Annotated in this window: 22 protein-coding genes, 1 tRNA gene, 2 pseudogenes and 1 riboswitch; of the genes and pseudogenes, 13 read left to right on the top strand and 12 right to left on the bottom strand. The window is 73.1% G+C overall.

The window, feature by feature from the left end:
* Nucleotides 1-151 precede the first annotated feature (151 nt).
* Nucleotides 152-1174, top strand: a complete 1023-nt coding sequence (locus J1792_RS27005; RefSeq protein ID WP_086575011.1) for a ParB/RepB/Spo0J family partition protein — start codon at nucleotides 152-154, stop codon at nucleotides 1172-1174.
* A 5-nt stretch (nucleotides 1175-1179) separates the two neighbouring features.
* On the top strand, nucleotides 1180-1992 hold the full coding sequence (locus J1792_RS27000; RefSeq protein WP_242646748.1) for an AfsR/SARP family transcriptional regulator: 813 nt from the start codon (nucleotides 1180-1182) through the stop codon (nucleotides 1990-1992).
* Nucleotides 1993-2034: 42 nt separating this feature from the next.
* Here J1792_RS27000 and rbsK read toward each other — a convergent pair whose 3' ends face one another.
* Nucleotides 2035-2931: a ribokinase gene (gene rbsK, locus J1792_RS26995; RefSeq protein WP_207248378.1), complete on the bottom strand. Its 897-nt coding sequence runs from the start codon at nucleotides 2929-2931 to the stop codon at nucleotides 2035-2037.
* Nucleotides 2932-3279: 348 nt separating this feature from the next.
* Between rbsK and J1792_RS26990 the strand changes: the two genes are divergently transcribed.
* Nucleotides 3280-4083, top strand: coding sequence for a sigma-70 family RNA polymerase sigma factor (locus J1792_RS26990; RefSeq protein WP_207248377.1), 804 nt, complete (start codon nucleotides 3280-3282; stop codon nucleotides 4081-4083).
* A 64-nt stretch (nucleotides 4084-4147) separates the two neighbouring features.
* Entirely contained in the window at nucleotides 4148-4348 is a 201-nt protein-coding gene (locus J1792_RS26985; protein ID WP_086570268.1) for a hypothetical protein, read from the top strand.
* Between the two features lie 67 nt (nucleotides 4349-4415).
* On the opposite strand, the gene J1792_RS26980 is transcribed toward J1792_RS26985, so the two are convergent.
* On the bottom strand, nucleotides 4416-4655 hold the full coding sequence (locus J1792_RS26980) for a chaplin (protein ID WP_086570267.1): 240 nt from the start codon (nucleotides 4653-4655) through the stop codon (nucleotides 4416-4418).
* 322 nt (nucleotides 4656-4977) lie between these two features.
* On the opposite strand from J1792_RS26980, the gene J1792_RS26975 reads away from it, so the two are divergent.
* On the top strand, nucleotides 4978-6477 hold the full coding sequence (locus J1792_RS26975; RefSeq protein ID WP_086570265.1) for an SDR family NAD(P)-dependent oxidoreductase: 1500 nt from the start codon (nucleotides 4978-4980) through the stop codon (nucleotides 6475-6477).
* A gap of 43 nt (nucleotides 6478-6520) precedes the next feature.
* Here J1792_RS26975 and alaS read toward each other — a convergent pair whose 3' ends face one another.
* The gene (gene alaS / locus J1792_RS26970; protein WP_207248376.1) at nucleotides 6521-9166 is read right to left on the bottom strand and encodes an alanine--tRNA ligase; all 2646 of its coding nucleotides are present in this window, start codon (nucleotides 9164-9166) and stop codon (nucleotides 6521-6523) included.
* Nucleotides 9167-9193: 27 nt separating this feature from the next.
* Between alaS and J1792_RS26965 the strand changes: the two genes are divergently transcribed.
* Nucleotides 9194-9288: transfer RNA gene (locus J1792_RS26965), tRNA-OTHER, on the top strand.
* A gap of 61 nt (nucleotides 9289-9349) precedes the next feature.
* On the opposite strand, the pseudogene tsaD reads toward J1792_RS26965, so the two are convergent.
* Nucleotides 9350-10231 (bottom strand): annotated as a pseudogene (gene tsaD / locus J1792_RS35960) (tRNA (adenosine(37)-N6)-threonylcarbamoyltransferase complex transferase subunit TsaD); the annotation flags it as partial.
* A gap of 109 nt (nucleotides 10232-10340) precedes the next feature.
* Between tsaD and cbiE the strand changes: the two are divergent.
* From cbiE to J1792_RS26945, 3 genes are all read left to right on the top strand, one after another.
* Nucleotides 10341-11639 (top strand): precorrin-6y C5,15-methyltransferase (decarboxylating) subunit CbiE, encoded by a 1299-nt coding sequence (gene cbiE, locus J1792_RS26955; protein WP_207248375.1) that lies wholly within the window; start codon nucleotides 10341-10343, stop codon nucleotides 11637-11639.
* A gap of 132 nt (nucleotides 11640-11771) precedes the next feature.
* Complete coding sequence (gene cobM, locus J1792_RS26950; protein ID WP_207248374.1) at nucleotides 11772-12539, top strand: precorrin-4 C(11)-methyltransferase; 768 nt, start codon at nucleotides 11772-11774, stop codon at nucleotides 12537-12539.
* A gap of 122 nt (nucleotides 12540-12661) precedes the next feature.
* Nucleotides 12662-13879 carry a serine hydrolase domain-containing protein gene (locus J1792_RS26945; protein ID WP_207248373.1) on the top strand — a complete coding sequence of 406 codons (1218 nt, stop codon included), beginning with the start codon at nucleotides 12662-12664 and terminating at the stop codon, nucleotides 13877-13879.
* Nucleotides 13880-13882: 3 nt separating this feature from the next.
* On the opposite strand, the gene J1792_RS26940 is transcribed toward J1792_RS26945, so the two are convergent.
* Nucleotides 13883-14956: a cobalt-precorrin-5B (C(1))-methyltransferase gene (locus tag J1792_RS26940; protein ID WP_086574263.1), complete on the bottom strand. Its 1074-nt coding sequence runs from the start codon at nucleotides 14954-14956 to the stop codon at nucleotides 13883-13885.
* Nucleotides 14957-15063: 107 nt separating this feature from the next.
* Here J1792_RS26940 and J1792_RS26935 point away from each other — a divergent pair.
* Nucleotides 15064-15821: pseudogene (locus J1792_RS26935) on the top strand (cobalt-precorrin-6A reductase).
* Nucleotides 15822-15860: 39 nt separating this feature from the next.
* Here the strand turns inward: J1792_RS26935 and J1792_RS26930 are convergent.
* Entirely contained in the window at nucleotides 15861-16337 is a 477-nt protein-coding gene (locus J1792_RS26930; RefSeq protein ID WP_143587843.1) for a hypothetical protein, read from the bottom strand.
* Nucleotides 16338-16668: 331 nt separating this feature from the next.
* Between J1792_RS26930 and J1792_RS26925 the strand changes: the two genes are divergently transcribed.
* Entirely contained in the window at nucleotides 16669-17928 is a 1260-nt protein-coding gene (locus J1792_RS26925) for an MFS transporter (RefSeq protein ID WP_086574252.1), read from the top strand.
* Between the two features lie 96 nt (nucleotides 17929-18024).
* Here the strand turns inward: J1792_RS26925 and J1792_RS26920 are convergent, their stop codons facing one another.
* From J1792_RS26920 to J1792_RS26910, 3 genes are read right to left on the bottom strand one after another with little or no spacing between them, the layout of a single operon-like run.
* Nucleotides 18025-18477 carry a hypothetical protein gene (locus J1792_RS26920; RefSeq protein WP_242646617.1) on the bottom strand — a complete coding sequence of 151 codons (453 nt, stop codon included), beginning with the start codon at nucleotides 18475-18477 and terminating at the stop codon, nucleotides 18025-18027.
* 39 nt (nucleotides 18478-18516) lie between these two features.
* Nucleotides 18517-18666, bottom strand: a complete 150-nt coding sequence (locus J1792_RS26915) for a hypothetical protein (protein WP_179199087.1) — start codon at nucleotides 18664-18666, stop codon at nucleotides 18517-18519.
* Between the two features lie 19 nt (nucleotides 18667-18685).
* A complete protein-coding gene (locus J1792_RS26910) occupies nucleotides 18686-19003 on the bottom strand; it encodes a phytanoyl-CoA dioxygenase family protein (RefSeq protein ID WP_086574250.1) in 318 nt (105 codons plus the stop codon).
* A 413-nt stretch (nucleotides 19004-19416) separates the two neighbouring features.
* Here J1792_RS26910 and J1792_RS26905 point away from each other — a divergent pair, with 413 nt between their 5' ends.
* Nucleotides 19417-20694, top strand: coding sequence for an NsdA family TPR-like regulatory protein (locus J1792_RS26905; protein WP_086574249.1), 1278 nt, complete (start codon nucleotides 19417-19419; stop codon nucleotides 20692-20694).
* A 29-nt stretch (nucleotides 20695-20723) separates the two neighbouring features.
* A complete protein-coding gene (locus J1792_RS26900; protein WP_086574247.1) occupies nucleotides 20724-21245 on the top strand; it encodes a GNAT family N-acetyltransferase in 522 nt (173 codons plus the stop codon).
* A 148-nt stretch (nucleotides 21246-21393) separates the two neighbouring features.
* Here the strand turns inward: J1792_RS26900 and J1792_RS26895 are convergent, their stop codons facing one another.
* The 3 genes from J1792_RS26895 to J1792_RS26885 are packed head-to-tail and all read right to left on the bottom strand — an operon-like array spanning nucleotide 21394 to nucleotide 24928.
* Nucleotides 21394-22944 (bottom strand): precorrin-2 C(20)-methyltransferase, encoded by a 1551-nt coding sequence (locus J1792_RS26895; RefSeq protein ID WP_207248372.1) that lies wholly within the window; start codon nucleotides 22942-22944, stop codon nucleotides 21394-21396.
* Nucleotides 22941-23582 carry a precorrin-8X methylmutase gene (locus J1792_RS26890; RefSeq protein ID WP_086574692.1) on the bottom strand — a complete coding sequence of 214 codons (642 nt, stop codon included), beginning with the start codon at nucleotides 23580-23582 and terminating at the stop codon, nucleotides 22941-22943. Before J1792_RS26890 ends, J1792_RS26895 begins: the two co-directional genes overlap by 4 nt.
* Nucleotides 23579-24928 carry a ferredoxin-like domain-containing protein gene (locus tag J1792_RS26885; protein ID WP_242646616.1) on the bottom strand — a complete coding sequence of 450 codons (1350 nt, stop codon included), beginning with the start codon at nucleotides 24926-24928 and terminating at the stop codon, nucleotides 23579-23581. Before J1792_RS26885 ends, J1792_RS26890 begins: the two co-directional genes overlap by 4 nt.
* Before the next feature lie 172 nt (nucleotides 24929-25100).
* A riboswitch (cobalamin riboswitch) is annotated at nucleotides 25101-25174 on the top strand.
* The last annotated feature ends 6 nt before the right edge of the window (nucleotides 25175-25180 follow it).

The following is a 25180-nucleotide window of genomic DNA, read 5'->3' as shown; positions in this document are numbered from 1 at the left end:
GGTACTTAGCTTCCTGTCTGTCGGCGGATCGACTGGTGTTGGATGGCCCGCGAGGGCGATCAGTCACCAGTTGGAGGAGGAGGGTTCCAGACGCCCGCCTCCCCCGAGTGCGCGATCCGCCGTGGCCGGAGGTCCATCTGGAGGGGGTGCCGTGACGGTTCCGGAACCGAAGCAGCAGCAGTTCGCCTTGCTTTCTCCCGACGCGCTGTTACCCGCGGACTCCCCACGGGTGGCAGGCGAGGACCTCCGGCACGTCCAGACGCTCGCCGCGCTGGACGTACCCCTGCCTGCCATCGTCGTGCACCGCACCACCCTGCGGGTCGTCGACGGCATGCACCGGCTGCGAGCCGCTCGTCTACGGGGGGATGAGCGGATCGCGGTCCGGTTCTTCGACGGCAGTCCCGACGACGCGTTCGTCTACGCGGTCAGGGCGAACATCCTGCACGGGCTGCCGCTCTCGCAGGCCGACCGGTCGGCCGCCGCCGAGCGCATCATCCGCAGCCATCCGCACTGGTCGGACCGCCTGATCGCCTCGGCGACGGGCCTCGCCGCCAGCACGGTGGCCGCCGTGCGCCGGCGGTCGGCCGACACCGGCCCGCAGCCGCCCGCCCGCACCGGCCGCGACGGCCGCGTCCGGCCGCTCAACGCCGCCGAGGGCCGCCGCCGGGCCGGCGCCCTCATCGCCGCCAGGCCGCAGGCCAGCCTCCGCGAGATCGCGGGCATGGCCGGCATCGCCGTCGGCACCGCCCGCGACGTCCGCATGCGGCTGCTCCAGGGACTCGACCCGGTGCCGAAGAAGCTGCGCGACGCCGAGAGCCGGGGCACGCCCGCCGAGCCCGCCGTACGAACCGTCGCAGTGGCCGCGAAAGCCGCCAACACCACCCAGCGGGCCGGCGTTCCCGGGCCCGTGGCGGCTGCCGCTGCCGCCGCGGTGAGCACCGAACCGCTCCTGCGGACCCTGCGCTCCGACCCCTCGCTCCGCTTCACCGAGGGCGGCCGGGCCCTGCTCAACCTGCTCAGCGTCCACGGCATGGGCGGCGAGCGATGGCGCCGGCTCGTCGACGCCGTGCCACCGCACCGCCACGCCGCCGTGGCCCAGGCGGCCCGGCACAGCGCCGAGGCCTGGCTGCGCTTCGCGAGCGAGCTCGACCGCCGGGCCGGGGGAATGCCGTGACCATCATGGGCGTCCACCCCGACGCGGTCTCCTTCAGCCTCCTCGGACCGGTCTCGGCGAGTGTCGGCGACGAACGCGTCACCGTCACCGGCCGCAGACAGCGCGTCATCCTCTCGCTGCTCGTCCTGGCCCGGGGCCGCATGGTGCCCGTCGCCACCCTGGTCGACGCGGTCTGGGGCGAGCGGGCCCCGCTCTCCGCGCGGGCGAGGGTCGCGCTGGACGTCGTGGCCCTGCGCAAGGCCTTCCGGGCCGCCGGGCACAGCGGCACGCTCATCGCCGGCACGCGTTCGGGCTACCGGCTGTGCACCGAGCGGGCCGGCTTCGACGTCCGCGAGTTCGACGACCTGGTCGCCGCAGCCGACCGCGCCGCCGCGCGCGGCGAGGCCCGGCGGGCCGGCGTCCTCTACGGCGGCGCGCTGGACCTGTGGAGCGGGCCCGCCCTGGAGGGCGTGGGCGGGCGGCTGACCGAGACCGCGGCGGCCCGCCTCGAGGCACGGCGCCGGACGGTGTGCGAGGCCCTGCTGACGGTGGGCCGCGGCCTGGCGGACGACGGCTTCTTCGATGAGGCGGAGCAGGCGCTGCGGGACGCGCTGCGCGCGGCCGAGGGAGCGGGCGCCACGGGACCGGCGGCCGAGGCCCATCTGGCCCTGGGCCGCCTCCATCTGACGCTGCACCGCCTCGGGCAGGCCCGGCGCCATCTGCGGGCCGCCGCGACCCTGGGCGAGGAGCGGGCCGTCGGCGAGCTCGCGGCGCTCGCCGAGCGGGGCTCCGGCGCCAAGGAGGCGCTGGACCTCGTCCCACGGCAGACGGTGCGCTGAGGGCGGCCGGTCACCGACCCATCGGATACGCCCTAGGGCCGGTCACAGCTCCTCGGCCGTCGGGTACGACGGCTGCGCGCCCTCCCGCGTCACCGACGCCGCCCCCACCCGCACCGCGAAGCGGGCCGCCTCCGCCAGGGAGGCGCCCCGGGCCAGCCGGGCGGCCAGCGCGCCCGTGAAGGCGTCCCCGGCGCCGGTGGTGTCCACCACCTCGACCTCGACGCCCGGCACCGACGCCGGCTCGGCGGCGTCCGCGTCCAGCGCGAGCGCGCCCTGCGCGCCGAGGGTGACCACGACCGACCGGGCGCCGAGGTCCCGCAGCGCGGCGGCCCGCCGCCCCGGGTCGCCGTCCGGGAGGCCCGACAGCCGCCGGGCCTCGTGCTCGTTGACGACGAGCGGGTCGGCCGCGGCCAGCAGCGCCGGATCGAGCACCTCCGGCGCCGGCGAGGGGTTGAGGACGACGCGGGTGCCCGTCTCCGCGGCGACGGCGACCGCCGCCCGTACGGTCCGCTCGGGCACCTCGAGCTGGAGCGAGAGGACGGCCGAGGCGGCGATCACCTCGCGGGCGGCCGTGACGTCGGCGGGGGAGAGGGCCGCGTTGGCGCCGGGGGAGACGACGATGGAGTTGTCGCCGTCCGGGCCGACCACGATCATCGCGGTGCCCGTGCGGGCCCCCTTCTCCACCAGGACGTGCCGCAGCTCGGTGCCCGCGTCCCGCTGGGCGTCCAGCAGCAGCTCGCCGAACGCGTCGTCACCGACCCGGGCCAGCAGGGCCGTACGGGCCCCGAGGCGGGCCGCCGCCGCGGCCTGGTTGGCGCCCTTGCCGCCGGCCGACTCCACCAGGTCCGTGCCGAGCACGGTCTCGCCCGGCCCCGGCCGACGGTCCACCCGGACCGTCAGATCGGCGTTGGCCGAGCCCACCACCAGTACGTCGTACATATGCCCTCACCCGTCAGAACGTCGCCGCGTCGTCCTCGCTCACCAGGACCACCGGCCCCTTCCCCGCTCCGGCAGCTTCTCACCCCGGACGGCCCCGACCGCCCCGGCCCCGCCCCACCGGGACGTTCCGCCGGGCATCACGCCACGTCACCGCGCGGCCGCTCCGAGTCGCGGGAAGCGCAGGCCGGAGGCATGCTGAGACCACCGTGGCCGACCCCGGCCGGCCCCCGGCCCAGCGGCGCCCCTTCCCCCGTTCGCGGACGGGACGCGAGGGCACCCGCACGCCCCGGAAGGTCCTCCGGCCGGCAGGCGACTCCTTGACGCACGAGCGAGGGGACCACCGTGACCATGGCTGAGCCGACGCCCCGCCCATCCGCCCGCGACGCCCGAGGCCACGACGGCGAGACGGCCGACACCGCGGAAGTCTTCACCCGCCTCGCGGCCCTTCCCCCCGGACCGGAGCGCGACCGGCTGCGGCAGGACGTGATCGCCGCCTGGCTGCCGATGGCCGAGCGGGTCAGCATGCGCTTCCGCAAATGCGGCGAGAGCCCGGCGGACCTGCGCCAGGTGGCCGCGCTGGCCCTGGTGCACGCCGTGGACCGCTACGACCCACGGCTCGGCCACGCCTTCGAGTCGTTCGCCATCCCCACCATCAACGGCGAGCTCAAACGGCACGTCCGCGATCATGTGTGGTCCCTGCACATCCCCCGCAGGGACCAGGAGCTGCGGGCCGCCGTGCGCGCCGCGGCGGCCCGCCTGGAGCAGCTCGGCGCGGGCTCCGACGTCACCGTGGCCGAGCTGGCGGCGGAGACGGGCCTGTCGGAGGAGGAGGTGCGGCGCGGACTGGACGCCGACGGCGTGCACCACACCCTCTCCCTCGACCACACGGTGGCCGGCTCGGACGAGCTCCCGCTCGCCGACACCCTCGGCCGCTGCGACCGGGCGCTGGAGCTGGTGATCGACCGGCAGTCCCTCAAGCCGCTCCTGGACGCGCTGCCGGAGCGGGAGAAGTACGTCCTGTACTGGCGTTTCTTCGGCAACCTCACCCAGCAGCAGATCGGCGCCCGCCTCGGCGTCTCCCAGATGCAGATCTCCCGCATCCTCAGCCGCACCTGCGCCCGGCTGCGCCGGCAGCTGCTCGCGGCTGCCTGATTCCCCCCTCACGGGCGGCATCACGGCGCCCGCGCCACCTCCCACAGCAAGGCAGGGCCGAACCATGGAGTCCAACCACTCGCACCTGACCCCCGACCTGCCGCCGATCGTCGAGATCCCCGACCTGCCGGGCGCCCAGCACGACCAGCGCTCCGGCCCCGAGGGCGGCGAGGCCGACCCGGCGGCCGGGGGCGGACACGGCAGTGGCGCCCACCAGGAGGTCGGTGGGCGCCACGAACGCACGGGAGAGGGATCCGGCGGCTGACTGTGACCCCTTTCCCACGCGGCGCGCGGTCCGGCTGTTGACGCGCGCGCTCAGGGTAGGGCGAAGGTCAGGTGTTGACGCAGGTGTTGCCGAACGTCGGGTTCAGCAGGGCGACGATGTCGATCGTGTTCCCGCAGAGGTTGATCGGGATGTGGATCGGGACCTGGATGACGTTGCCGGAGATGACGCCGGGGGAGCCCACAGCCGCACCCTGCGCGCCGGAGTCGGCGACGGCGAGACCGGTGGCACCGGTGAGGGTCGTGCCGACGGCGGCGGTCAGGACGGCTGCCTTGGCGATACGCGACATGGCTAAACCTTTCTAAGGGGTGTTGAGAGGCAATTGTGGCCGCCGTTTCAGTAAGAGATGGGCCAATATGGGCCTCATGACACGTAATTAACCCGGAAAGGCCAATAAGTCGGATGTAATGTATGGTGGTTGAAAAATCGGATTCCGGCACTTCCGCACCGCTTCACGCGGTTCCGGCCGACCGCCGCGGAAGACCGGCCCAGCCCGCCGGGGCGGTCGCCCTCCGGCCCGGAACGATCACGGGTTTGGCGCTGCCGGGTTCGCCTACGTACAGTTTCCTGGAACATTTGTCTCACAAGCGGACTGGGAAACGACAGCGGTCATGACCGTCACTGAAGAACACCTCGACGGTGCAGGCCACCCGTCGGACACGGACACCCCGGGCATAGCCCCGGATCGCATGGCGATGTGCCTGAGCGTCCTCGAGGAACTCGACCGGCTTCCGGTCGACCACCCCGACGCGATCGCGGTCCGGCGCGCCACCGCCGGGATCTACCGGACGGTGAAGCAGCGCCGCCGCCAGGAGCGCCGCGCCGCCAAGACCGCCAACGACAAGCAGGTCACCGAGGCCACCGCCACCGGCTCCGCCGAGCGCATCGACGACGAGACCGAGGGCATCCTGCCGTCCTCGATCACCGAGGCCGGCCGGATCGCCGGGATACTCCAGCGCCCGCGCTCCTGCTACGTCTGCAAGACGCGGTACGTCGAGGTCGACTACTTCTACCACCAGCTCTGCCCGGGCTGCGCGACCGAGAACCGCGCCAGGCGCGACGCCCGCGCCGACCTCACGGGCAAGCGTGCGCTGCTCACCGGCGGCCGGGCCAAGATCGGCATGTACATCGCGCTGCGGCTGCTGCGTGACGGCGCCCACACCACGATCACCACCCGCTTCCCCAAGGACGCCATCCGCCGCTTCAAGGCGATGGAGGACTCGGCGGACTGGATGCACCGCCTGGAGGTCGTGGGCATCGACCTGCGCGACCCGGCCCAGGCCGTCGCGCTCGCCGAGCAGGTCGCCGAGGCCGGCCCGCTGGACATCCTGATCAACAACGCCACCCAGACCGTGCGCCGGCTGCCCAGCGCGTACGCCGCACTGGTCGAGGGCGAGGGCGCCCCGCTGCCCGTCGGCGAGCTGCCCGCCCACCACGTCATCGGCGCCTTCAACTCCGGCGCGGTCGACGGCCTGGCGGCGCTGCCGCTGGGCGCGAGCGGCCTGGACGCTCAGAAGGTCGCCGACCTCGCCCTGGTCGCGGGCAACGCCAGCCTCGAACGGCACCTCGACGGCACCGCCATCGACGCCGGCGGCCTGCTGCCGGACGTCGTCGAGACCAACACCTGGGTGCAGACCATCGACCAGATCTCCCCGGTCGAGCTGCTCGAAACCCAGCTGTGCAACTACACCTCGCCGTTCATCCTGATCAGCGCGCTGCGCCCGGCGATGGCCGAGGCGGCCCGGCGGGCGGCCAGCGGTCGCGCGTACGTCGTCAACGTCTCTGCCATGGAGGGCGTGTTCAGCCGCGGCTACAAGGGCGCGGGGCACCCGAACACCAACGCCGCCAAGGCCGCGATGAACATGGTGACCCGGACCAGCGGCCAGGAGATGTTCCAGACCGACAAGATCCTCATGACCTCGGTCGACACCGGTTGGATCACCGACGAGCGCCCGCACTACGACAAGCTGCGGCTGGCCCAGGAGGGCTTCCACGCCCCGCTCGACCTGGTGGACGGCGCGGCGCGGGTCTACGACCCGATCGTCCGCGGCGAGCAGGGCGAGGACCTCTTCGGCTGCTTCCTGAAGGACTACCGCAAGTCCAACTGGTAGCAGCGACTCCGGACGGGCCGTACCGGCCCGTCCGGAGGAACGATCAGGGCAGCATCCCCCGCAGGGCGTCCAGCGTCGCCGCGAGCGCGCCCGCCGCGAGCCCGCCGCCCTGGGCCACCTCGGCCGTGCCGCCGCCGCGGCCGCCCAGCAGGGACTTCACCAGCGCGGCGGCCGACAGGCCCGCCGTGACGGCCGCCCCGTTCAAGGCGATGGTCACGACCGCCTTGCCGCCGTCGCCCGCCGTCGCCCCGATCGCTGCCACGCCCGGCCGGGCCTCCGGCAGACGGTCCCGCACGGCCAGCGCCAGAGCACGCGCGTCCGCGTCCGTGGTCGCCGTCACCATCAGCGTGCCGCCCACGTCCGTCGCCGCCGCGGCCAGCTCCGCCGCCCGGGCGAGCGCCGCGCGCCCGCGCAGCTCCTCCGCCCGCTGATCCGCGGCCTTCAGCCGCTCCAGCAGGCCGGCCACCCGCTCCGGCAGCCCCGTGCGCGGCGCCTGGAGCTGTTCCGCCAGCCGGGAGACCAGGTCGCGCTCGCGCGCCAGGTAGCCGAAGCCCTCGAAGCCCGTCGCGGCCTCCAGCCGCCGCATCCCGGCCCCCACCGACGACTCCGCCGTCAGCGCCACCACGCCCACCTGGGCCGCGTGCGCGACGTGCGTGCCGCCGCACAGCTCGCGCGACCACGCCCCGCCGATCTCGACCACCCGCACCCGCTCGCCGTACGTCTCGCCGAACAGCGCCAGCGCGCCCAGCTCCTTGGCCTCGGGCAGCGACATCCACCGCACGTCCACCGGCAGGTCCCGCCGCAGCGCGCGGTTCGCCGCCTCCTCGACCTCGCCGCGCGCGACCGGCCCGAGCGGGCCGCGCCAGGGGAAGTCCAGCCGCAGATAGCCGGGCCGGTTGTACGAACCGGCCTGCAGGGCCGTCGGGCCGAGGACCTGCCGCAGCGCGGCGTGCAGCACATGGGTGCCCGAGTGCGCCTGGCGGGCGCCCAGCCGCCACTCCGGGTCGACGGCCGCCCGTACGGCGTCGCCCACCGCCAACTCGCCTGCTGTCACCCGGACCTGATGGACCACCAGCCCCGGCAGGGGCCGCTGCACGTCCAGCACCTCAGCCTCCACCGACGCGCCGGTCAGCGCACCCGCGTCGCTGTCCTGGCCGCCCGACTCGGCGTAGAAGGGCGTGCGGTCCAGGACAGCGGTGGCGATCCCGCCTGTGCGTACGGACGTCACCGGCCCGCCCGTCCCCAGCAGGGCCAGCACCCGCGACTCCGTCTCCAGCGCGTCGTAGGCCCGCCAGTCCGTCGGCCCGTGGGCGTCCAGCACCGGCCGCAGCACGGACGTGTCGAGCGCGCCGCCCGACTTACGGGCCCGGGCGTCCGCGCGGGCCCGCTCGCGCTGCTCGGTCATCAGGGAGGTGAAACCCTCACGGTCGACCTCGACGCCCTGCTCCTCGGCCATCTCCAGGGTCAGGTCGATGGGGAAGCCGTAGGTGTCGTGCAGCAGGAACGCCTGCCTGCCCGGCAGCAGGTGACCGCCGCGTGCCTTGACCTCGGCCACGGCCGTGTCCAGCACGGTTGTCCCCTGCCGCAGCGTCGACCGGAAGGCGTCCTCCTCGGCGTAGGCCTGCTGGGAGATGCGGTCGAACTCCTCGGCCACCTCCGGATAGCTGTGCTTCATACAGTCCCGGGCGGCGGGCAGCAGCTCCGGAAGGGCCGGGTCCTGGTACCCCAGCAGCCGCACCGACCGCACGGCCCGGCGCAGCACGCGTCGCAGCACATACCCGCGCCCCTCGTTGCCGGGCGCCGTGCCGTCGGCGAGCAGCATCAGGGCGGTGCGCACATGGTCGGCGACGACCCGCAGCCGCACGTCCGCCAGGTGATCGGCCCCGTACCGCACACCCGTCAGTTCCGCTGCCCGGTCGAGCACGGGCCGCGTCTCGTCGATCTCGTACAGATTGTCGACACCCTGCAGCAGGGTGGCCATGCGCTCCAGGCCCATGCCGGTGTCGATGTTGCGGCGCGGCAGCTCGCCCAGGATCGGATAGCCGCTCTTGCCGGCGCCCTCGCCCCGCTCGTACTGCATGAAGACGAGGTTCCAGAACTCCATGTACCGGTCCTCGTCCACGGCCGGCCCGCCCGCGCGGCCGAGGGCCGGCCCCCGGTCGTAGTACAGCTCCGAGCAGGGACCGCACGGCCCCGGAACGCCCATGGACCAGAAGTTGTCCTCGTCGCCCCGGCGGACGATCCGCTCCTCGGGCAGCCCCGCGATGCGCCGCCACAGCACGGCGGCCTCGTCGTCGGAATGATGGACGGTGGCCCAGATCCGCTCGGGATCGAGCCCGTACCCACCGTCCTCGACAGCGGAGACGGACAACTCCCAGGCGAAGGCGATGGCCTCCTCCTTGAAGTAGTCCCCGAACGAGAAATTCCCGTTCATCTGGAAGAACGAGCCGTGCCGGGTGGTCCTGCCGACCTCCTCGATGTCCAGCGTCCGTACGCACTTCTGCACGCTGGTCGCGCGCGGCCACGGCGGGGACGCCTCGCCCGTCAGGTACGGCTTGAAGGGGACCATGCCCGCGTTGACGAACAGCAGCGTCGGGTCGGGCGTGGGCAGCGGCGCGCTGGGCACCACGGTGTGACCGCGCGCGGCGAAGAAGTCGAGGAAGCGGCTGCGGATGTCGGCGGTACGCACAGGGGACTCCGATCAGGCGACGCGGACGGTGCGGGCCACGGGGTGAAGCGTCGCGAATTCCAGGGGCGCGGACGGATCGATGGACACGTCGAGCGGCGCGGGTTCGACTCCCGCCCGCACCAGCAGGTCGCCGACGGCGGCGATCATCGCGCCGTTGTCGGTGCACAGCCGCAGCGGCGGGACGCGCAGCTCGATGCCCGCAGCATCGCAGCGCTCCTGCGCCAGCGCCCGCACCCGCGAGTTCGCGGCCACGCCGCCGACCACGACCAGCGTGCCCACGCCGTGCTCCCGGCACGCGCCGACGGCCTTGCGCGTCAGCACATCGGCCACGGCCTCCTGCAGCGACGCGGCCCCGTCCGCGACGGGCAGCTCACGCCCGGCCGCGCGATGCCCCTCGGCCCACCGGGCGGCGGCCGTCTTCAGCCCCGAGAAGGAGAAGGCATAAGGATCGTCCCGCGGCCCGGTCAGCGGCCGCGGGAAGGCCACCGCCCGCGGATTCCCTTCACGAGCCGCCCGGTCGACGGCAGGACCGCCGGGATAGGGCAGCCCGAAGACGCGGGCCACCTTGTCGAAGCACTCACCGGCGGCGTCGTCGAGGGTGTCCCCGAGATGGACGATCGGATCCCGCGCCAGATCCCGCACGAGCAGCAGCGAGGTGTGCCCACCGGAGACGATCAGCACCATGCAGGGATTCGGCAACGGCCCGTGCTCGAGGGTGTCGGCGGCCACGTGCCCGGCGAGATGGTGCACGCCATAAAGAGGGACACCCAACGAGTAGGCCACCCCCTTCGCCGCGGCGACACCGACCTGCAGAGCACTGGAAAGCCCGGGCCCGGTGGTGACGGCGACGGCGTCAATGTCCCCCATCTCCAACCCCGCATCGTCCAACGCGGCCCGCACCACGGGGGCGGCAGCGTGGACATGCGCCCGAGCGGCGATCTCCGGCACGACACCCCCGTACCGGGCGTGCTCGTCCATGCTCGAGGCCACGGCGTGGCCCAGCAGTTTCCCGTCCCGGACGAGACCCGCGCCGGTCTCGTCGCAGGACGACTCGATACCCAGCACCACCGGTGAACGCCTCACGAGCGCGCCTCCTGCCTTCCTCTAGTAATTGCACATCTTATGCAACAAGGTCCCGGGAGTGATGCCGTCTCCGCAGGTCAGTAGAGTTCCGATGCCCCCATACACCGCGAATTCCGAGGTACGCCCCGTGAGCCCTGTCCCCGTGACGGTCGTAGGCATCGGCGCCGACGGCTGGCCCGGCCTGGCCCCCACCTCCCGGGAGGCGCTGCGCGCGGCCGAAGTGATCATCGGCGGCCCCCGCCAGCTGGACCTGCTGCCCACCGACTGCCCGGCCGAGCGCGTCGCCTGGCCGTCCCCGCTGCGCCCGGCGGTCCCGGGCCTGCTGTCGGAGCACGCCGGACGCCGCGTCTGCGTCCTGGCCAGCGGCGACCCCATGTTCTACGGCATCGGCCGCACCCTCGCCGAGATCCTCGGCGCCGACCGGCTGCGCGTCCTGCCGCACCCCTCGTCCGTCTCGTACGCCTGCGCCCGCCTGGGCTGGCCCCTCCACGACACCGACGTGATCAGCCTGGTGGGCCGCCCCCTGGGCGCGCTGTCCGCGGCCCTGCACGACGGCAGGCGCCTCCTCGTGCTCAGCGCGGGCGAGGACACCCCGGCCGAGGTGGCAGGACTGCTGCGCGAACGCGGCTACGGCCCAAGCCGGATGACGGTACTGGAACACCTGGGCGGGAACCGGGAACGCCACCTCACGGACACGGCGCACGACTGGCACCACCCACCCGGCGCCCCGCTCAACGTCATAGCGGTCGACTGCCGTCGCGACCCGAGCGCGCTGCGCATCCCCCTCACCCCCGGCCTGCCGGACGAGGCGTTCGAGCACGACGGCCAGCTGACGAAGCGGCACGTACGAGCGGCGACACTCGCCGCCCTCGCTCCCGCGCCCGGCGAACTGCTGTGGGACGTGGGCGGCGGCTCCGGCTCCATCGGCATCGAGTGGATGCGCGCCCACCCCTCCTGCCGGGCCGTCACCGTGGAACGCGACCCCGTACGGGCCGGGCGCATCGCCCGTAACGCCGACGCCCTGGGCGTGCCGGCGCTGCGCGTGGTCACCGGCGCCGCCCCCGCGGCCCTGGCCGGCCTGCCCGCTCCCGACGCGGTGTTCATCGGCGGCGGCCTGACGGCCCCCGGCCTGCTGGAGGCCTGCTGGGACGGGCTCCGGCCCGGGGGGCGCCTGGTGGCGAACACGGTCACGCTCGAGTCCGAGGCCCTGCTGACGGACTGGTACCGCCGCCACGGCGGCGACCTGACGCGCCTGGCCGTCGCGCACGCGGTGCCCGTCGGAGGCTTCACGGGCTGGCGGCAGGCCATGCCGGTGACGCAGTGGTCGGTGGCCAAGCCGACGGACGGACAGGAGGGGCCGGGGCGGGACGGGCCCTGGAGGAGGGCGTAAGGGATATTTGCGGCTGCCGGCCGGGCAAGCTGACCCGGTTGGCAGGGGCCGTAAATATTCCAGCCCCGGAAGGGCCCGTCCCGCCCCGGCCCCGCCCCCACAACCACCCCACCCCGACCCCAGGAGGCACCCATGACCGTGTACTTCATCGGCGCCGGCCCCGGCGCGGCCGACCTCATCACGGTCCGCGGCGCCCGGACCCTGGCCCGCTGCGGCGTCTGCCTCTACGCCGGCAGCCTCGTACCGGCCGAACTCCTCGCCGAGTGCCCGCCGGACGCCCGCCTCGTCGACACCGCCCACCTGAACCTCGACGAGATCACCGCCGAGTTCGTCCGGGCCCACGCGTCCGGCCAGGACGTCGCCCGCCTGCACTCCGGCGACCCCTCGGTGTACAGCGCCGTGGCCGAGCAGATGCGCCGCCTGGACGAGCACGGCATCCCGTACGAGATCGTGCCCGGCGTCCCCGCCTTCGCGGCCGCGGCCGCCGCGCTCGGCCGTGAGCTGACCGTCCCCACCGTCGGCCAGACGGTCATCCTCACCCGCGTGGCCCAGCGGGCCACCCCCATGCCCCCCGGCGAGGACCTGGCCACCCTCGGCCGCAGCGGCGCCCTGATCGTCCTCCACCTGGCCGCCCGCCACGCGGACCGCGTCGTCGCCGAACTGCTCCCGCACTACGGGCCCGACTGCCCGGCGGCGGTCGTCGCGATGGCCAGCCGCCCCGACGAGATCGTCCTGCGCGGCACCCTCGCCGACATTGCGGAACAGATGCGGACGGCGGGCGTGGTGCGCACCGCGGTGATCCTCGTCGGCCGCACGCTGGCGGCCGGGCAGTTCCCCGACAGCTTCCTGTACTCGGCGACCCGGGACCGGGACAACTGCGGTCGGACAGTGCGGAATTAGGGCGGTAAACGGCCCGCGGATGTGTGCCTGGTCATGCCGCCGACCCCTTGTCGTGAGGGTTCCCTCGGAAGATCATGTAGCCGTGGCAGGGCCAGGGCCGCACATTTCCTAAGGGGATGTTCATGTCGAAGTACACATCGCGGATGCGTGGCAGGCTTGTCGCGTTAACGGCGGCGTTGGCCGTCGCCGGCGGTGTCCTCGCGGCGGGTCCGGCCTCGGCCGCGACGCCGGCGGGGGAAACGGCTTCCCGTACCGCGACGCAGCAGGCTCTCGACGGCCTCGTCGCCGCCGGGATGCCGGGTGTGGGCGCGGAAATCCGTACGTCGGCCTCCAGTTGGTTCGGCAAATCGGGCTACGCGGACACGTACACCAAGCAACGACGCACCACCGCCGACCACTTCAGGGCCGGCAGCATCACCAAGACCTTCGTCGCCACCACGCTGCTGCAGCTGGAGTCCGAGGGCAGGCTGCGCCTGGACGACTCGGTCGAGCGCTGGCTGCCCGGAGTGGTGCAGGGCAACGGCTACGACGGAAACAAAATATCGGTCCGTCAACTCCTCAACCACACCAGCGGCATTCACGACATGGTGTCGACCGAGGAGTGGGACACGGCGATGAACGGCTCCGGTTTCTACCGGCACCGTTACGACGTCATGACCCCGCAGGACATCGTGGCCATCGGGCTCAGCCAGAAGCCCGACTTCGAACCGGGCAAGGGCTGGAGCTACTCCAACACGGGCTTCGTCCTGGCCGGCATGGTCATCGAAAAGGTCACCGGGAACTCCTACGCGAGCGAGATCGACCGCCGCATCGTCAAGCCGCTGGGCCTGACGGAGACCCGTTTCCCCGGCACCGACCCGGCCCTGCCGGGCACGCATCCGGTGGGTTACTCGAAGCTCTTCTTCTCCACCCCCGTGAAGGAGATCTACGACGCCACCTACTACCGTCCCTCCTGGTCCGGCGCCACGGGCGAGATCGTCAGCACCTCCGGCGACCTCAACCGTTTCTACGCCGCGCTGATGCAGGGCAGGGTGCTGCCGGCCGCGCAGTTGAACGAGATGCTCACGACGGTGCCGACCGGCCAGCACTTCGGTTACGGCCTCGGCATCATGTCCCGCGCGCTGTCCTGCGGGACGACCGTCTGGGGCCACGACGGCGTCGTGTGGGGCTCGCTGTCAGGGGCCGCCACCACCCGCGACGGCAACACCGCGCTCGCCTTCAACATCAACGGTGACTGGCTCCAGCAGAGCGCACCCTTCGAGAACGTCTTCGAGGGGGCGTTCTGCGGCACGACGGCGCCGACGGCGGCCCGGGCCTCGCTCGGCCCGGTGAACCGGTAGGGGTCACCGCCCCCGTGGGTCCGCGCGACCCACGATCACGCCCGCGCGGTCGATGCAGATGACGTCGACCGCGACGGGCGCGCCGCGCAGCACCGCCAGGGCCTCGTCCCGGGCGGTGGCGGCGACGAGATCGCCGAGCGGGACGCCCGCCGCCTCGCACAGGCGCAGGGCCTCCAGACCCGTGTTGGCGTCGGTGACGGCGGCCGCGAGGCCGTCGTCACCCCCGCCCCGGCGGGCCAGGGAGGCGAGGAACGCCTTGTCCACCTGCGAACGGGCCGAGTGCAGATCAAGATGGCCGGCCGCCAGCTTGGAGAGCTTGGCGAAGCCGCCGGCGATGGTGAGCCGGTCCACCGGGTGCCGGCGGATGTACTTCAGCACCGCCCCCGCGAAGTCCCCCATGTCCAGCAGCGCGTCCTCGGGCAGCCCGTGCACGGCGACCGCGACCTTCTCGGACGTCGAGCCCGTACAGCCCGCGACATGGCGGCGCCCGGCCGCCCGGGCGACGTCCACGCCGCGGCGGATGCTGTCGATCCACGCCGAGCAGGAGTAGGGCACCACGATGCCCGTCGTGCCCAGGATGGAGATGCCGCCCAGGATGCCCAGGCGCGGGTTCCAGGTGGAGCGGGCGATCTCCTCGCCGTGGTCGACCGAGACCTCGATCTCGACGTCGCCGGTGCCGCCGTGCCGGGCGGCGACCTCGGCCACGTGGTCGCGCATCATCTGCCGCGGCACCGGATTGATCGCGGGCTCGCCGACGTCCAGCGGCAGCCCCGGCCGGGTGACCGTGCCCACCCCGGGGCCCGCCCGGAAGACCACGCCGGAACCGGCCGGCAGGATCCGCAGCGAGGCGCGGATCAGCGCGCCGTGGGTGACGTCCGGGTCGTCCCCGGCGTCCTTGACGATGGCGGCCATGGCCCGCCCGGCGCTCTTCTCCTCGGCGGCGAGCGCGAAGGCCGGGGTCTGCCCCTTGGGCAGCGTGATCGTCACCGGGTCGGGGAACTCGCCGGTCAGCAGCGCGGTGTAGGCGGCCGTGGTGGCGGCGGTCGCGCAGGCGCCCGTGGTCCAGCCGTGGCGCATCCCGGTGTGCTTGAGCTGGGCGGTGCGCCCGCCGACGGCCTCGGCGTCAGTCACGGCCGCCCCCGACCGTAGGCTGGGCCGACCGGACGACGACGGAAGGGCGGCAGATCGTGAACGGCGCCGTGCGCCACATCCTGATCCTGGGCGGCACGACCGAGGCGCGCCGCCTCGCGGCCGACCTGGCGGCCGACCCCGCGCTGCGCGTGACCAGCTCGCTCGCCGGACGCGTCGCCGAGCCGCGGCTGCCGGCGGGGCGGGTGCGGATCGGAGGGTTCGGGGGGCCCGAGGGCCTCGCCCGGTGGCTGCGCGAGCAGCAGGTGGACGCGCTCATCGACGCCACCCATCCTTTCGCCGGCACGATCAGTTTCAACGCGGCGCGGGCGGCCGCCGCCGTCCGCGTTCCCCTGCTGGCCGTCCGCAGGCCCGGCTGGGTCGCGGGCCCGGGCGACGACTGGCACCCGGTCGGTTCCCTGGCCGAGGCGGCGGACGCGCTGCCCGCACTGGGGGAACGCGTCTTCCTGACCACGGGCAGGATGGGCCTGGCGGCCTTCGCGCACCTCGAGGATAGGTGGTTCCTGGTCCGCTCCGTCGACGCCCCCGAACCCCGATGCCGCCCCGCACGGAAATCCTGCTCGACCGCGGCCCCTTCACCCCCGAAGGAGAAGCGGACCTGCTGCGCCGCCACCGCATCGACGTCCTGGTGACGAAGGACAGCGGAGCGGCCGCGACGTCGGCAAAGCTGACGGCCGCCCGCGAGGCGGGCATCCCGGTGGTCGTCGTCCAGCGCCCGCCCACCCCCTCCGGGATACCCGTGGCCACCGGGCCGGCGGAGGCGGTGGAGTGGCTGACCCGGACCCTGGGCTGAGGACGGGCCGCGGAGCCCGCCATCCGCTCCCGTTCCCCATCAGGGAAGGTCGACGACCTGCACGGTCCAGGAGCACTCTGAGTTGATCTCCAAGTGCTTGGTGCCGCCGTCGTGCAGGTGGGTCACATCGTCGCCCTTCGCCGCCAGCGCATTCACCAGCACGGCGCCCAGCGCTTGGCCCTCCGACACAATGAAGTTTCCCGAGTTGCCGAATGACGAGCAGTCGAATGTGTAGCGAAGGTCCCAGTCGCCGGAGACGGTGAACTTCGCAGTCGATTTGATCCCGTTGCCCGACTCGGACAAGACCGTCCGCGGCTTGGTGGCCGCCGGGGCGTCGGAGGCACTACCGCGGGAATCGGAGCCCGTTTTTCCGGCAGATTCCTTGCCGCCCCCCGACGACGCGATCGCGGCGACAACGAGGATGACCGCGATCAGTGCTGCGGCGACCGCGCAGCCACCACAGCCCTTCTTCCATTTTTTGCCGCCCTTTGGCTCGGCGAGCGGTTGCTGCGACAAGATGCCCCCCAGTGATCGAACAGGTGGCAGGGAGCATCCCACCAGGAGTAGCCGCGGCAGTTCGAGCCGGATGAGCAGCCCACGAATGAGTGAAGATCGGATGATCGGGTTGTTGTGCCCTGGGTGTGCCCTCGGGGCACAGGGGATGGCCCTCGTTCCTGCCCTGCGGCATCGGTCGTACGGCGGGGCCGATCTGTGTCGCGCGGGCCCTGCCGCATTCGTGTGAGGTGTCGGGGAACAGCGGGCCCGATGCGCCCAGGGGTGCCTAGGGTGGGCGCCGGTTCCACCGGGGCGAGCGCTTCCGGTCTCTACGCCTCGGCTCGGAGGGTACGTGAGCTACCTGCGGCTGCTTCGGCAGCGGTCTGTACTGGTGCTGTGGCTCGCGCAGAGCCTCTCCGTGCTCGGGGATCGGCTGTACGCGCTCTCAGTGATGTGGGTCGTCTATGCCGCGACCGGATCGGCCTCGCTCATGGGGCTGGTCGCGGTCGTCGAGTCGCTTCCATACGTCGTGCTCGGCACCGCCGGGCGCCATGCGGTCGCACGGTTCTCGACATTCGGGCGGCTGGCGTGGGTCGACGCGGCGCGGGCGCTGGTCGCGGTCACGTTGCCCTTCCTGTGGTCACCGGATGCGCCGGGCGTAGCGCTCCTACTCGTCGGGGTGTTGCTGCTCGGCACCCTCGGGGCGCTGTTCGATCCGAACCTCGGCGCCCTGGTGCCGGATCTCGTCGAGCCAGCGCGGGTGCAACAGGTCACGGGACTGTTCGACCTCACGGGACGCATTGCCCGGATCGCGGGCCCGGCGAGTATCGGTCTGCTGCTGCTCGTTGTCTCCGAGGTGCAGCTCTTCGCACTGAACGGGGTGACATTCGCGGTGTCCGCGGTGGCGCTCGGCTGGCTGGCACGGCGCTACGCCATGACGGCCGGTGGTGAGGAGGCGGACCGGCCCGGCGGGGCGCGACCGTCGGCCCGAGCGTGGCCGACGATTCGCGCGCATCCCCGCGTCGGACTTGCGATCGGGCTGCACGGCGTCGCGCTGTTCTGCTCGGCCGTGACGGCAGTCGGCATGCCGGCGCTGCTTGCCGACCGGTACGGCGCCGGGGCGGCCGTTTACGGGCTTGTGACCGCGGCTGTGGGTGTCGGGGCGCTGCTGGGTAATCCTCTTGCCAGTAATCGGCGCTCGAGCGGCTGGATGGGCATCTACTGCGCGGCGTGGGTGGTTCAAGGCGTAGCGACGGGGTGCATGGGGCTGGTGCGGAGTCTGCCCGTGCTGGTGCTGCTCGCCGGGGTGACCGGTCTGGTCACCCCCGCTACAAGCGTCACCTTGCGGGCGCGCCTTGGCGCATTCGCCCCCGCCGAGCGCCTGCGACTCATGTCCGTGGATCAGACCCTGATCCGTGCCGGTGGCACGGCCGGAATGCTGCTGCTGCCGTTCCTGGTCGACGCCTCGCCACGCGGGGCATTCGTGGTGGGCGGGGTCATCGTGGCCGGCTCGGCGCTCGGTGCGCTGCTCGTCGCCTCTCAGGTGTTGCGTCCGGACTCGGCTCTGCCTGCGCAAACGGCGGCCCGTGGGCGCACGGTGGTCGCGGAGTAGCGGGGTACGTGCCTCGGTCCCGCCACGGGGTGCAGACGCGGCGGGACCGAGGGCCTTACGGGGAGGCTGGCCGTTCAGGAGGCTGGCGCCGAGCCGCTACGCGGACTGCGGCTCGGCCTTCCACTGGGCCACCTCGAGGGCGAGCCAGTGCTCCACGGTGACGTCCTCCATGGGCACGCCGATCTCCGTGTAGATGCGGGTGTGCATGGCGCCGAACCAGGCGTCGCGGCGGTCGTCGAAGAACGCCCGGTCGTACCAGGAGACGCCGAGGATGACTGTCCCACCGCCGTTGGTGTTGTCGGTGTCGGCTTCGAAGTAGGTGCACTGCCAGTCCCACAGCATCTGCTCTTCAGGACGGGAACGAAGCCGCTCGTCGCTGGCGCGCAGGTGCTCGACACACCGTTCGACAGTGGCGGCGTCGGGGCAGTAGTAGCGACAGTCACTGAACGCGATGACCGTCTTGCTGCCCCTGCGGGCGGGGTCGGCGTCGTCGCCGGTGAGGACGCGCACACGGGTGATCGGCGGTGCGCCGGTCTCGAGGATGGTCACGGTTGGTGCTCCTCTCTTTCCCATTGGAGCCTTGTTGGGCTACCAGCCCGATCCGGTGAGCGGGTACAGGCTGGGGCTGTAGTCGCCGCGCGCCCGGACGGCGCCGGGCGCGACGTAGCGAACGTTCAGACCGACGCGGGGCTCATCGGCGGTGTTGCTGTCCGAGCGGTGGATGAGACGGACGTCCATCAAGCAGGCTTGACCGGCATCAAGAGGCAGCCACACCCCGTGCTCGTGCGGGCCGTCCGGGCCATGCGGCGACCGACCGTTCGGGGTCGAGGTCCATGTGCTCATTCGTGCCGTCCTGGTGCCAGGGCACCAGGAACTCGCGTCCCGGCCACTTGACCATGAGAAAGGTGTTCTCAACGGCCACGGCGTTGCCGATGACGTCCTGTACGGCGCGGAGCAGCCCGGGGCTACGCACGGCGTACGCGGCCCACTCGATAGGCAGGTGAGCCTCGGGGATGACCTCGGTGCGGCTGTCGAGGTGCGCGGTTGTGACCTCGGCGCCGCAGCCGCGGGCCACCTCATTTCAGGTGCCAGCCGACGCCGGTACGGAAGCCGCTTTCTCCGAGCGGACTCGGTCCGGCGAACCAGGGCGCAGCGACACGAGTATTCACGATTCGGTGTCCTCTCCCGCCTCAACAGCTGAAGCGACGGCGAGTGCGCGGTGATGTCGTGCTCACCCCGCCGGTGCCACTGCGGCAGACCCTTCATGTGGTCACCGATAGCCTGCGCCGGCCGTCCGGCGTGCGCTCGTACGGACTTGCTCAGGTCTTGCCCCCTCTCTGCGTAGCTCGAAGTGGTGCACCACCAGTTCACTGCTCGAGCGGGCGCTGTGGGCGTCGAGGGACCGGACGTTTAGGCGGACGTTTTCATGCTCGGCACTAATCCAAGTAAGTACGGTGTGGAGGAAATCCGCGGTCGCGAGGAGAGCGCATGGCGGGCAAGACGATCAGCAAACTGACCCGGTTACGCCGGGCCGCCGGGTACACACAAGCGTCGTTCGTGGCGGCGCTCATCGAGGAGGCGGCGCGCCTCGGGGTCGCTGCTTCTCTCAGTGAGCGACAGCTGCGCCGGTGGGAACGAGAAACGCCGCCGCCTCTGCCGCACCCGGGTCAGCAGGCTGTGCTGGAAGCCATGTTCGGCGTGCCGTTGGCCGAGATGGGGTTCGACGTCCCGAAGCACCGTGTGACGGTTGCTATGCCGATCAGCGACGCTGGAGAGGTGAAGCGGAGAACGTTCGTCGCCGACGCTGGGGCACTCGCCGCAGCGACCCTTGTTCCTGTTCGACCGGGGCCGCGGATCGGTATGTCCGATATCACCCGCCTGCGGTCGAGGCTCGACGGCCTGTACCAGACGGACCATACGGCGGGCAGCGTGCCGGCTATGGCGCAGGCGGGCCGTATCGATGGTGAGATTACGGACGCTCTCGGCGCTGCCTCGTGCACCAGCCGCATTGGTCGCGAGTTGCAGACGATGCTTGCCGAGCTGCATGGCCACCGGGCTTGGTATGGCTACGACGGTGGTCGCATTGATCAGGGGCGCGCCGCCTGCATGGAAGCGCTCGCCGCGGCGCAACTTGTCGATAATCCGGTGCTACAGATTTCCGTGCTCGAGACGCTGGTGCTTCTCGCGATCAAGGCGGAGCGAGCATGGGAGGCGGCGAGCGCGGTCGAGAACGCGTACCGGCTCGCCACGCGCGCGGGCGCCGGTCACACGGTGCACCTTGTGATCGCGCTGCGTGATGCGAACGTCGCGACCCACGCGGGAGACCTGTCCGGGGCGCGCCGCGCACTGAGTCGGGCCGTCAGACACCAGGGGCGCGCGGACACGGATGCCGAGGTGCCGAAGTGGGCCCGGTTCGTCGGCCCGTTCGAGGTCGACTACGCGACGGCGGACATGTACGTACGGGCCGAGCAGCCGAAACAGGCCGTGCCGTTCCTGCGCGCCGCCGTGCGCGGCATCGGCGGCGACCTGGCTCGCAACAGCGCCTCGTACCGCGTGAAGCTCGCAGATGTACTTCTCGCCGCCGGGGAGGTCGACGAAGCGTGCGTGGAGATGGGCGCTGCTCTCGACGCGTCCGGCGGTATCGCCTCTCCGCGGCTGCTGGGCAAGATCCGAGGGTTCCAGCGGGCCGTGGCCCGGGTCGACAGCATCGCGGCCCGTGAGTGCGGCGAGCGCATCCGTGAGACCGTCCGAGGAGGCACTACGTGACGCAGCAAGGGGCCATCACGGTAGAACGCATGGACGGCTCTGCCGCCGCTCGGGTCGAGGAGGCGTTCAGGCTGGTATACGCCGAGGCGTTCGCGGAACCGCCGTACAACGAGACCGCGGACGACGTGGCAACCACCTTCCGGCGCTTCCGCTCTCAGACCCGCAAAAGCACCTTCCGTGCTGCCCTGGCCCGCGCCGAGGGCGGCGAGCCGGTCGGCATGGCGTACGGCTACCCGCTCGGGCCCGACACGGGGTGGTGGGACCAACTGACCGACCCCGTGTCCGACGACATGCGGCGGGAAGACGGGCACCGCACCTTCGGGCTCATGGAGCTCGCTGTGCGCGGGCCGTGGCGCCGGCAGGGCGTCGCGCGCCGCTTGTACGAGGCACTGGTCGACGGCATCGAGGCGGAGCGCGTGCTGCTCAACGTCCACCCGGACAGCAAGGCGGCATCGGCCGCCTACCGGGCGTGGGGATACTGCAAGATCGGCGAGGCGCGCCCGTGGGAGGGCGCGGACCTCCATGACGTGATGCTGCTCGGTCTGCGCTGATACGCACGCCCCTCGCTCGCGTAGGGCCAGGTCGCCCCCCGCGCGATGCCCCGCCCCCGGGCGGATGCGCTTGCCGGGGCCGGGGCCGGGGACGGGGACGGGGACGGGGCACGGCGGGCGCCGTGCCGAAGGGGGCGGGGACCGCGCGTCAGTGCTCGGGGTAGCGGCGGGGCGTCCAGGCGATCTCTTCCGTGCCGGCCGCGCCTCGTCGTACGGCCCGGGTCTGTGTGGAGCCCACGATCAGCAGGGTGCGCATGTCGACCTGTGCGGGGTCGAGTTCGCCGAGGCGGATGACGCGTACGGACTCCTCGGGGCCGCCCACGTCGCGGGCAAGGACCACGGGGGTTTCCGGGGTGCGGTGCTCGAGGAGGAGCTCGCGGGCCTTGCCGACCTGCCAGAGGCGGGAGCGGGAGCCGGGGTTGTAGAGGGCGAGGACCAGGTCCGCGGCCGCCGCGGCGCGCAGCCGTTCGGCGATGACCTCCCAGGGCTTGAGGCGGTCGGAGAGGGAGACGACGGCGTAGTCGTGGCCGAGGGGGGCGCCCGCCCGGGCGGCGGCCGCGTGGGCGGCCGTCATGCCGGGGACCACGCGCACCGGGATCTCGCGGTAGGGGTCCTCGGAGGCGACCTCCAGGACGGCCGTGGCCATGGCGAAGACGCCCGGGTCGCCCGAGGAGACCACCGCGACCCGGCGGCCCTGACGGGCGAGGTCGAGGGCGAACTCGGCGCGCTCGGACTCCACTTTGTTGTCGGAGGGGTGGCGGCGCTGGCCGGGGCGTACGGGCACCCGGTCCACGTAGGTGCTGTAGCCGACGACGTCCTGCGCCGACGCCAGCGCACCGCGCGCCTCCGGGGTGAGCCACAGCGGGCCCGCCGGGCCGAGCCCGACGACCACGACCTCGCCGGAGGCCGCGGGCTCCGGCTCGGTGCCGACGCGGCTCGGCAGCACCGCCACGGAGAAGTACGGCACCGACTCCGGGTCGATGTCCGCCAGCCGGCCCGTGCGCTCACCGCTCATCGTGGCGCGTTCGACGTACCGCGCCTCCTCCAGCCGGCCCGCCCGTTCCAGCGCGCCCCGCACCGCCGGGAAGGTGCGGCCGAGCTTCATCACGACCGCCGAGTCGGTGGCGGCGAGCCGGGCCGCGAGCTCCTCCTCGGGCAGGGTGCCCGGCAGGATGGTCAGCACCTCCTCGGCCTCGACGAGCGGTTCCCCGAGGCGGGCGGCCGCGGCGCTCACCGAGGTGACCCCGGGTACGACCTCCGTGGGGTAGCGGTGGGCGAGCCGCTTGTGCATGTGCATGTACGAGCTGTAGAAGAGCGGGTCGCCCTCGGCGAGGACGGCCACGGTGCGCCCGGCGTCCAGGTGCGCGGCCAGCCGGGCCGCGGCCTCCTCGTAGAACTCCTCCATCGCGGCCCGGTAGCCGCCGGGGTGGTCGGTGGTCTCCGTGGTGACCGGATAGACCAGCCGCTCCTCGATGTGCTCCGGGCGCAGGTGGCGTTCGGCGATCGAGCGCGCGATGCTGCGGCCGTGCCGGGCGCTGTGGTAGGCGACGACGTCGGCCGCGGCGATGGTCTCGACGGCCCGCAGGGTCATCAGCGACGGGTCGCCGGGGCCGAGCCCCACCCCGTACAGCCGGCCCGTCGTCCGCGGGTGCTGCTCGGTCTGCGGACGCTGTTCGGTCCGCGGATGCTGCTCGCTCACTCTTCCTCGCTCGCTATCGCGTTGATCGCGGCCGCGGCCATGGCGCTGCCGCCCCGCCGCCCCCGCACCACCAGGTACTCCAGCCCCAGGGGGCTGTCGGCCAGCGCGTCCTTGGACTCGGCGGCGCCGATGAAGCCGACCGGGATGCCGAGCACGGCCGCCGGGCGGGGCGCGCCCTCCGCCACCATCTCCAGCAGACGGAACAGCGCGGTCGGCGCGTTGCCCACCGCGACGACGGCGCCGTCCAGCTTCTCGCGCCACAGTTCCAGCGCGGCGGCGCTGCGGGTCGTGCCCATGCGCGCCGCCAGCTCCGGCACCGCCGGGTCGGCGAGCGTGCACAGCACCTCGTTGTCCGCGGGCAGCCGCTTGCGGGTGACTCCCGAGGCGACCATGTTCGCGTCGCAGAGGATCGGCGCGCCGGCGAGCAGCGCGGCGCGCGCCTTCGCCACCACGCCGGGGGAGTACGCCAGGTCCTTGGCGAGGTCCGTCATCCCACAGGCGTGGATCATGCGGACCGCGACCCGGCTGACGTCGGCGGGCAGCCCGCCGAGGTCGGCCTCGGCCCGGATGGTGGCGAAGGACTGGCGGTAGATGGACGCGCCGTCCTTGTCGTAGTCGAACACTTGGCCCTCGTTCATGTCGTGGTACGGGCCGCCGCCACCGCGTCGGCCATCTCTCGCGCCGGCACCGTCCTCGCCGTCGCCGGTCCTCGCGCCGCATCGTCCCGCACGGCGAGCCGGTAGCCCTCGTCCGTGGCGAGCACGTCGACCCACCGGCCGCCGGGATGCCCGCAGCGCCGCTCGCACCCGGACCAGTACACCGGCAGGGCGTCCGCCCCGCCAGGGAGCGTCCCGGCGAGGCAGGCGGCCGCGTCGGCCCGTACGTCCGCGAGGGACTTCGCGCACCCGGGGCGGCCCGCGCAGGCGCCGGCCCCGTGCCAGGGGGAGTCGGGGGAGACGACCAGGCCCGCGTCGGCGAACGCCGTGCGGTGGGCGGCGCCCGCCACGGCCGTCAGCCCCGGCACGACGATGCCGCGCCAGGGTGTCACACGCAGTTCGCCGTCGCCGTCCCGGGCGGCGGCACGGGCGACCAGGCGCCACTGGCCTACGGTCAGCCGTCCCAGGGGCGCCGCCAGCGACAGCGCCCACCGCCCGTCCCGGCCGTGCACCGCGCCCGGTGGGGGCGCCGGGCCGTGGGGGAGCGTGAGGCGCGGTACGAGCGAGCAGGCGATCCCGGCGGCGGCGAGCCGCTCGGCCAACCGCTCGGGGGACGGCCGCTGTTCGGGGGCCAGGTCGCGTACGCGCCAGGCCCCGACGCCGCTCGCGCGCTGTGCCGCGAGGAACGCCCGCGCGGAGAGGAGGGCCGCGCGAGGGGCGTCGCCGGCGGCGAGGCGCAGGGCGGGGCCGGTGGTGCCGAAGCACAGCAGGGCGTGCCGGCCGTCCCGCTCTGCGATCAACGTCACATCGGGCGCCAGGGCCACGACGTCGCCGCGGCCGTCGTCGAGACCGAAGAGGAAACGGCCCGACAATCCCGACAAGTCGCTTGTTCCTGCTTCGTCTTCTTCTGCGTCTTCTCCGGCGCACAGAAGCGCGTCCAGGGCGCGCGCCCAGGCCTGCACATCCACGCGCGCGTCGGTCCGCCCGTCATCCCGCCCGTCCAGCCCGCACAGCGGCGAGGCCACCACGTTGCGGATCCGCTCGTGACGGTCCGACGGCAGCAGCCCGGCTGCCCGCAGTCGCCCGCCCAGGGCCGCGCCGCAGGCGTCCGGCAGGCCGCGCAGCTGGACGTTGCCGCGCGAGGTGATGTCGAGACGGCCGTCGCCCAGCTCCTCGGCCAGGTCGGCCAGCACCTCGGCCTGAACGGACGTCAGCAGGCCGCCGGGCAGCCGGACGCGCGCCAGCGCCCCGTCGTCCGCGGCGTGCAGTCGCAGCGCGCCGGGGCAGCGGTCACCGCTCTCGCGGCCGGACGTGGGGGTGGCGGACATGGCCGCGAGCATACCGAGGGGTGCCTTTCCGCGGCCCCGCCCGCCCCGGTTCGCCGGCTCCGGGCGGCGGGGGCGGGAGAACGGAACACGCGCTGGTCATCGGGGTTTCGCTCGCTACTATGGCTCATCGGCGGAGCCATGGGTCCGCCGGACGCCAGAGACGGCGACAGGGGAGGAAGCCGGTGAGACTCCGGCACGGTCCCGCCACTGTGAGCACGGCAGCGATGCCGGGCGAGTCAGGAACTCCCGCCG

This window comes from Streptomyces triculaminicus (genome assembly GCF_017349075.1).
Lineage (GTDB): Bacteria > Actinomycetota > Actinomycetes > Streptomycetales > Streptomycetaceae > Streptomyces > Streptomyces triculaminicus.
Note: the sequence above shows the minus strand (reverse complement) of the source record. Positions and strands in the feature narration are given on the sequence as shown.

What these genes read in the sequence shown, in the direction of transcription:
- J1792_RS26980 (WP_086570267.1), bottom strand. Translation starts at nt 4,655, where the DNA reads ATGTCGCGTATCGCCAAGGCAGCCGTCCTGACCGCCGCCGTCGGCACG.
- J1792_RS26940 (WP_086574263.1), bottom strand. Translation starts at nt 14,956, where the DNA reads ATGCGCCACGGCTGGACCACGGGCGCCTGCGCGACCGCCGCCACCACG.
- J1792_RS26975 (WP_086570265.1), top strand. Translation starts at nt 4,978, where the DNA reads ATGACCGTCACTGAAGAACACCTCGACGGTGCAGGCCACCCGTCGGAC.
- J1792_RS26900 (WP_086574247.1), top strand. Translation starts at nt 20,724, where the DNA reads ATGGACGGCTCTGCCGCCGCTCGGGTCGAGGAGGCGTTCAGGCTGGTA.
- cobM (WP_207248374.1), top strand. Translation starts at nt 11,772, where the DNA reads ATGACCGTGTACTTCATCGGCGCCGGCCCCGGCGCGGCCGACCTCATC.
- J1792_RS26915 (WP_179199087.1), bottom strand. Translation starts at nt 18,666, where the DNA reads ATGGACGTCCGTCTCATCCACCGCTCGGACAGCAACACCGCCGATGAG.
- rbsK (WP_207248378.1), bottom strand. Translation starts at nt 2,931, where the DNA reads ATGTACGACGTACTGGTGGTGGGCTCGGCCAACGCCGATCTGACGGTC.
- J1792_RS27000 (WP_242646748.1), top strand. Translation starts at nt 1,180, where the DNA reads ATGGGCGTCCACCCCGACGCGGTCTCCTTCAGCCTCCTCGGACCGGTC.
- J1792_RS26945 (WP_207248373.1), top strand. Translation starts at nt 12,662, where the DNA reads ATGTCGAAGTACACATCGCGGATGCGTGGCAGGCTTGTCGCGTTAACG.
- J1792_RS26905 (WP_086574249.1), top strand. Translation starts at nt 19,417, where the DNA reads ATGGCGGGCAAGACGATCAGCAAACTGACCCGGTTACGCCGGGCCGCC.
- cbiE (WP_207248375.1), top strand. Translation starts at nt 10,341, where the DNA reads ATGCCCCCATACACCGCGAATTCCGAGGTACGCCCCGTGAGCCCTGTC.
- J1792_RS26885 (WP_242646616.1), bottom strand. Translation starts at nt 24,928, where the DNA reads ATGTCCGCCACCCCCACGTCCGGCCGCGAGAGCGGTGACCGCTGCCCC.
- J1792_RS26890 (WP_086574692.1), bottom strand. Translation starts at nt 23,582, where the DNA reads ATGAACGAGGGCCAAGTGTTCGACTACGACAAGGACGGCGCGTCCATC.
- J1792_RS26990 (WP_207248377.1), top strand. Translation starts at nt 3,280, where the DNA reads ATGGCTGAGCCGACGCCCCGCCCATCCGCCCGCGACGCCCGAGGCCAC.
- J1792_RS26985 (WP_086570268.1), top strand. Translation starts at nt 4,148, where the DNA reads ATGGAGTCCAACCACTCGCACCTGACCCCCGACCTGCCGCCGATCGTC.